The 6,380-nt window shown below is 30.6% G+C and carries 4 protein-coding genes; 3 read left to right on the top strand and 1 reads right to left on the bottom strand.

Annotated features, from left to right (window positions below; translation table 11 throughout):
* Positions 1–104 precede the first annotated feature (104 nt).
* Complete coding sequence (locus tag DFQ10_RS12555) at positions 105–851, bottom strand: DUF6090 family protein (protein WP_115817777.1); 747 nt, start codon at positions 849–851, stop codon at positions 105–107.
* 333 nt (positions 852–1,184) lie between these two features.
* Here DFQ10_RS12555 and DFQ10_RS12550 point away from each other — a divergent pair, with 333 nt between their 5' ends.
* From DFQ10_RS12550 to DFQ10_RS12540, 3 genes are all read left to right on the top strand, one after another.
* A complete protein-coding gene (locus DFQ10_RS12550; RefSeq protein ID WP_115817776.1) occupies positions 1,185–2,399 on the top strand; it encodes a DNA polymerase Y family protein in 1,215 nt (404 codons plus the stop codon).
* Entirely contained in the window at positions 2,399–5,362 is a 2,964-nt protein-coding gene (locus DFQ10_RS12545; RefSeq protein ID WP_115817775.1) for a DNA polymerase III subunit alpha, read from the top strand. The genes DFQ10_RS12550 and DFQ10_RS12545 overlap by 1 nt, the downstream gene beginning before the upstream one ends.
* Before the next feature lie 158 nt (positions 5,363–5,520).
* On the top strand, positions 5,521–6,252 hold the full coding sequence (locus DFQ10_RS12540; protein ID WP_115817774.1) for an SOS response-associated peptidase: 732 nt from the start codon (positions 5,521–5,523) through the stop codon (positions 6,250–6,252).
* Positions 6,253–6,380 lie beyond the last annotated feature (128 nt).

Raw genomic sequence — 6,380 nt, 5'->3', positions numbered from 1 at the left:
TAGCTAAATCAGGATTAATATATGATGGAAATTATAAAAGTACTTTAGTGAAAAATTAATACATTTTTACTTGTTTTTTACCACAGTACTTTGTTGTGCTTTCGTTATTTTTTAAGTTCTTCATCAATTAATTCAATGAGATGAATCAATTCTTTCTTTAGTTCTACTAATGCCTGTTCATTATAATTGATATTAGCAAGAATTAAGATCAAATCGCTAACCAATTTTTCATCTTCATTAAGCTTCAGGTCTTCGAGATTTCTTATTTGAAAATCAAGATTAGTAACCTTTTTCACGAACTCCTTATTCGTGACTTTTGGTAAAATATAATACTTAAAAGACCTTGTTAAGTTTATTAATTCATCAAATGCTGCTATTGAGGTTGTAAGATAGTATTGAGTCAGTTGATTTCTCAATTCTGTATTAGTGATTATTTCAATATTGCCTGAACTGGTTAGAGTATTGTAGCCTGTGCTATTACTTTTGAAACTTGCGTTTGTAAATAATTTACCTTCTGATAAAAGTTGAAACATTTTTTCACCAAGTTCTTGGGATATTTTCTTTTCTGCCGCAATCTGCATAAATTTACTTATATCAGAACTCTTTTCAGCGTTGAAAGTAGATATTTCACGAATTAATAAGGTATCAGATATAAGGTTCTCTTTAATTTCTAATAGCATAATATCTCCTTTTTCTTTATTTTGAGATATTGTGTTTAAATTGTTTAACCATAAGGCAATTAAAATTCCAATAACAACGAGTGCAATTTCTCCAATGGCATATTTAAAATACTTCCCAGTTTTTCCTTCCGAAAGTAAATTTTGTCTAATTTTTCTAAAGAATTTTATCATTGGTTAGTTCTTTCTTGAAAGGTAGGATAATTATTTCATTCCGCTCGAGTGAGAATAATGAAGCACAACAATTGGATATAGACTATAGTCTATATCCACATTATACATGTCAGTCTCAAATTTAAGTAATTTATATGACTTGTATTCACGTAAAGTTGCTTATTGTTAGTGTGTTAAGTTGTGAGGTTCTGTGTTTAAATTCAAAAGAGCAAATGAATTAGAGTATTTAAAATTTTAAAAAAATTACATTTAAGTGATAACGATTCGGAAAAAAAAGAAGCTTTACTACAAAATATAGCAATGAATACTATTAATTGTAGCTAATTTTGAGGCATGAGAAAAAATATTTTACATCTAGATTTAGATACTTTTTTTGTGTCCTGTGAACGACTGATTGATAGACGTTTGCAAAATAGACCACTATTGGTCGGAGGTACAAGTGACAGAGGTGTTGTGGCTGCTTGCAGTTATGAAACTCGCTCATTTGGTGTTTATTCAGGTATGTCTATGAAAGTTGCAAAAAGATTGTGTCCAGAGGCAATTGTAATTCGTGGTGATTCCTCTATTTATACCAAGTATTCTCATATTGTCACAGAAATAGTGAGAGAGAAAGTCCCAGTTTTTGAAAAGGCAAGTGTAGATGAGTTTTATGCTGATTTATCTGGTATGGATAAATTCTATGGCTGTTATAAATATGCTTCAGAATTACGACAGAGAATAATTAAAGAAAGTGGATTGCCAATCTCATTTGGTTTGTCTGTAAATAAAATTGTATCTAAAGTTGCAACAGGTGAAGCAAAACCTAATAATCAATTAAAAATAGATTCAGGATTTGAAAAGTCTTTTTTAGCACCATTATCAATAAAAAAAATTCCTTCAGTTGGTGAAAAAACATATCAAACTTTACGCAACCTAGGCATTGATAAAGTAGGTGTTGTTCAACAAATGCCATTAGAAATGATGATTAGTGCATTAGGCGCCAATGGTAGAACGATTTGGAACAGAGCCAATGGCATTGATGACCCTCCATTGATTCCATTTCATGAACGAAAATCTATTTCTACAGAACGCACTTTTAGCAGAGATACTATTGATATGGCTATTCTGAAAACAACAATTTTTGCAATGGCCGAAAGTTTGGCTTTTCAATTAAGGAGAGGGAATAAATTGGCAGGAACTATAAGTGTAAAAATTCGATATTCTGATTTTAGTACTTATAATAAACAAATTAAAATTCCTTATACCAGTGCAGATCATATTATCATACCAAAGGTTTTAGAGCTTTTTGAAAAACTGTATCAACGTAGATTGCTTATCCGTTTAATTGGTGTCAAAATTAGCGATATAGTAAGTGGTAATTATCAGATTAACTTGTTTGATGATACTGTAGAGATGATAAATTTATATGATGCTATGGATAATATTAGAGGACGTTATGGTGAATTAAGTATTATGAGAGCATCTTCTATGGGAGCTAAAACAATTGGACGGTTTCAAAACCCTTTTAATGGTGAGCCACCAACTTTATTAGCACATAGAAAACAGTAATGTATATTAATTGTCATACATATTATTCATTACGCTACGGAACGTTATCGGAGATTGAGTTATTAAAACTAGCTCAAGAAAATGGAATAAACGCATTAGCTTTAACTGATATAAACAATACTTCGGCATGTTTAAATTTTATTAGAAAAGCTGAGGGTTTAGGCATTAAACCTATTGTTGGCATTGATTTTAGAAACGGAACTGATCAAGTTTATATAGGGCTAGCTAAAAATAACAACGGATTTAAAGAGCTTAATACATATTTGTCCCATTACTCAGAGCGAAAGTTATTAATTCCAGAGATTGCACCAGCCTTCAATGATTGTTATATTATATATCCATTTGAGAAAGTGTTACAATTAGAAAAGTCTAAATTTTCTTCTAATGAGTTTATCGGTGTATCGTTTGAAGAATTGCGAAAACTTAGATTCTCAAGATTATTAGAATTTACTGATAAATTAGTTATTCAACAAACGGTTACCATAAGAACTAAAAAAGATTTCAACGCACATCGTCTTCTAAGAGCAATTGATAATAATATTTTATTAAGCAAATTAGAAAAGTCAGAAGAATGTTTAATAACCGATAAAATGTATTGCATAGAAGACGTCTATAGGATTTTTTTGGACTTTCCTCATATCATAGAAAATACTAAAGCACTGTTAGAAAACTGTAATATCAAGTTTGAATTTGGAAAGGAGCGGCATTCACAGAATTTGAAACTATACACAGATTCATTTGAAAACGATTATTTATTACTAGAAAAACTTTGCAATGACGGTCTACACAGGCGTTACGCTCTTCCAAATCAAAAAGTGTTTGAACGCTTAAGAACGGAGTTAGAAACTATAAAGTCATTAGGTTTTGTGTCTTTTTTTTTAATCAATTATGATATTGTATCCTATGCAAAAAGTAAAGGATATTTTCATGTTGGTAGAGGTAGTGGTGCTAATAGTATTGTAGCTTATATAATAGGCATAACTGATGTAGATCCAATAGAATTAGACTTGTATTTTGAAAGATTCATTAACCCTTTTAGAGCATCTCCTCCCGATTTTGATATTGATTTTTCTTGGAAAGATAGAGATGATGTTACGGCATATATTTTTCAACGATTTTCTAATACAGCTTTATTAGCTACTTATAATACGTTTAAGTTTCGTGCAGTTGTCAGAGAATTAGGTAAAGTATTCGGCTTACCTAAGGAAGAAATAGATAAGCTTAGTGAGGGGAATTACTCCATTGATAGCATAGATGATATTTCAAAGTTAGTTTTAAGATATGGAAAATTAATTGAAGGGTTTCCTAATTATCTTAGTGTTCATTCTGCTGGTATTCTCATCTTAGATAAACCAGTTCATTATTATTCTGCTACAGATTTACCACCTAAAGGGTTTTCAACAGTACAATTTGATATGATTATTGCGGAAGATGTCGGAGTGTTTAAATTCGATATACTAGGACAACGAGGATTAGCAAAAATTAAAGATGCATTAGAGATAATTAAGGAGAATAGACCTGAAATTTCATCTATTGATATTACAAATGTTGAAGCATTTAAAAAAGATGAAAAGATTAACCAACTTTTAAAATCAGGAGGTGCTATTGGTGCATATTATGTAGAGTCACCAGCTATGAGAGGTTTAATGCAGCAATTGCAAACTCAGGATTATTTAGGTTTGGTAGCTGCAAGTTCAATAATTAGACCAGGTGTTTCAGGCTCTGGGATGAAAGAAGAGTTTATTAAACGTCACCGTTATCCCGAAAACAGGAAAAATGCAAATCCAATTTTGTTGAAAATTATGCCAGACACTTATGGTGTTATGGTTTATCAGGAAGATGTATTAAAAGTTGCTAATCAATTTGCTGATTTAACTCTTGGTGAAGCCGATATTCTAAGAAGAGGGATGAGCGGTAAGTATCGTTCACGAGAAGAGTTTTTAGCTGTGGAACAAAAATTTATTTCTAATTGCAGAGCAAAAGGGTTTGCTGATGAATTGATATTTGAGGTATGGAACCAAATTAAAAGTTTTGCAGGTTATGCTTTTGCAAAAGGGCACTCTGCTTCTTATGCTGTAGAAAGCTACCAGAGCTTATACCTTAAATGTTATTTTCCTTTAGAGTTTATGACAGCTGTATTGAATAATGGAGGTGGATTTTATAGTACAGAGCATTATTTACATGAGGCTAAAAAACAAGGAGCAAATATTTGTTTGCCTTGCATTAATAATAGTGATCATCCAAATAGGTTGATTGATAAATCTATTTACTTAGGTTTTGGTTATCTGAAAAATGTAGAAGTTTATACTATTCAAAGATTACTTTCAGAGCGACAACTTAATGGAGCATATAAATCATTAGATGATTTTGTAGATAGAGTTGCTATAAGTATAGAGCAATTGTCCATATTAATAAGAATTGATGCGTTTAGGTTTACTTGTAAGACCAAAACAGAGTTGCAGTGGCAAGCAATTTTTAAGTTGAATGCTAAAGGAGGTAAGAGTAATCAAGCAAAACTATTTAAATCACAACATAAGGAATTTATACTTCCTAAGCTCGATAGTACTTGGATTGAGGATGCTTATGACGAAATGGAACTGTTAGGATTTCCTTTGTGTGGTTATTTTAGTTTAATAGAAGAGAGAATGAGCAAAGGTGTTTTTGCGAGTAAAATGAGAGATCATGTTGGAAAGAAAATTTTGATTTATGGTAGTTTGGTAACAACAAGATACAATAGAACATCTCAAGGCAAGCTGATGCGACTTAGTACATTTGTAGATTATGCAGGTGACTATTTTGATGCTGTACACTTCTCTGATGTAGTTGATAAATACCCTATTAATGGATTAGGGATATATGCTTGTTATGGGATTGTAAAGGAGAGATTTGATTTTTGTAGTATTAGTGTTATCCTTTCAAAGAAAATGAGTTTAAAACCAAACCCTAGAAACTTAGTATTATAGGAAATATTATCTTAAAAAATAAATAAGTAAATCACCTATTAAGGATAATAAGAACATTAATAATAGCAAAATTATAAATTCTTTAAAAACATTAAGTAATGTTGTTATAAGCTTTTTCATTAATTGAATAATTCATTAAATTTAATAAAAAGTAAGCGATGTGTTTTCATACCAGTACTACCAACAAAGTTAAGCGATTAGAAACATTTTTTAAAGTTAACCTTAGTGATCAAGGGTTGAGGTCATATTTTAATAAGCCTAATTATCATCATAATGGTTTTTCTCATCCTAATATGCTAGTTATTCCACAACAGCAAAGTGAGTCTCTTGCACCTGGTATATGGGGTATTGTTCCATCAGATAAAAACGGAAACGAAATAAAGCCGTATTACAAAGAATCTATTCGTTTCGGAGGAGGTTTAAACGCTAGGTCTGAGAAAGTATTTGATCATTTTATATATAAGAATAGTATAATGAAAAGAAGGTGTATTATACCTGTGAGTGGATTTTTTGAACCTCATACATATAAGTCAAAAAAATATCCATTTTATTTTAGAAATAAAGATAACTCACCTCTTGCACTTGCAGGCATATATACAGTAATTGAGAGTTTTATAACATTTACAATTCTCACCAAAGTTGCTTCTCCTTTATTTGAAAAAATTCATAATTCTAAAAATAGACAGCCAGTAATTTTTACAGAAAAGGATTCGAAGCAATGGTTAAATGATAGTCTTGAAATATCTGATATCTCAGAATTAATAAAAAAGCACTATTCAGAATCGAGAATTGAAACTTTTCCTGTAAGTAAGGATTTATTTAACCCTAAAAAGGATAGTAACGTTGAAAACATTATTAACGAAGTAGAATATCGTGAATTGGTAATGTGAATTTGTTTCATATTTGTCAACATTTAACTTAAGGTGTTTTTTTTAAAATTGTGGATTATATATATTGAAGTGTTGTGCTAATATCTATGGAAATTTCAACACTTTTTGTACCTCGTTTTCCTTAAAGT

This window comes from Winogradskyella eximia, from assembly GCF_003386165.1.
GTDB lineage: Bacteria > Bacteroidota > Bacteroidia > Flavobacteriales > Flavobacteriaceae > Winogradskyella > Winogradskyella eximia.
Note: the sequence above shows the minus strand (reverse complement) of the source record. Positions and strands in the feature narration are given on the sequence as shown.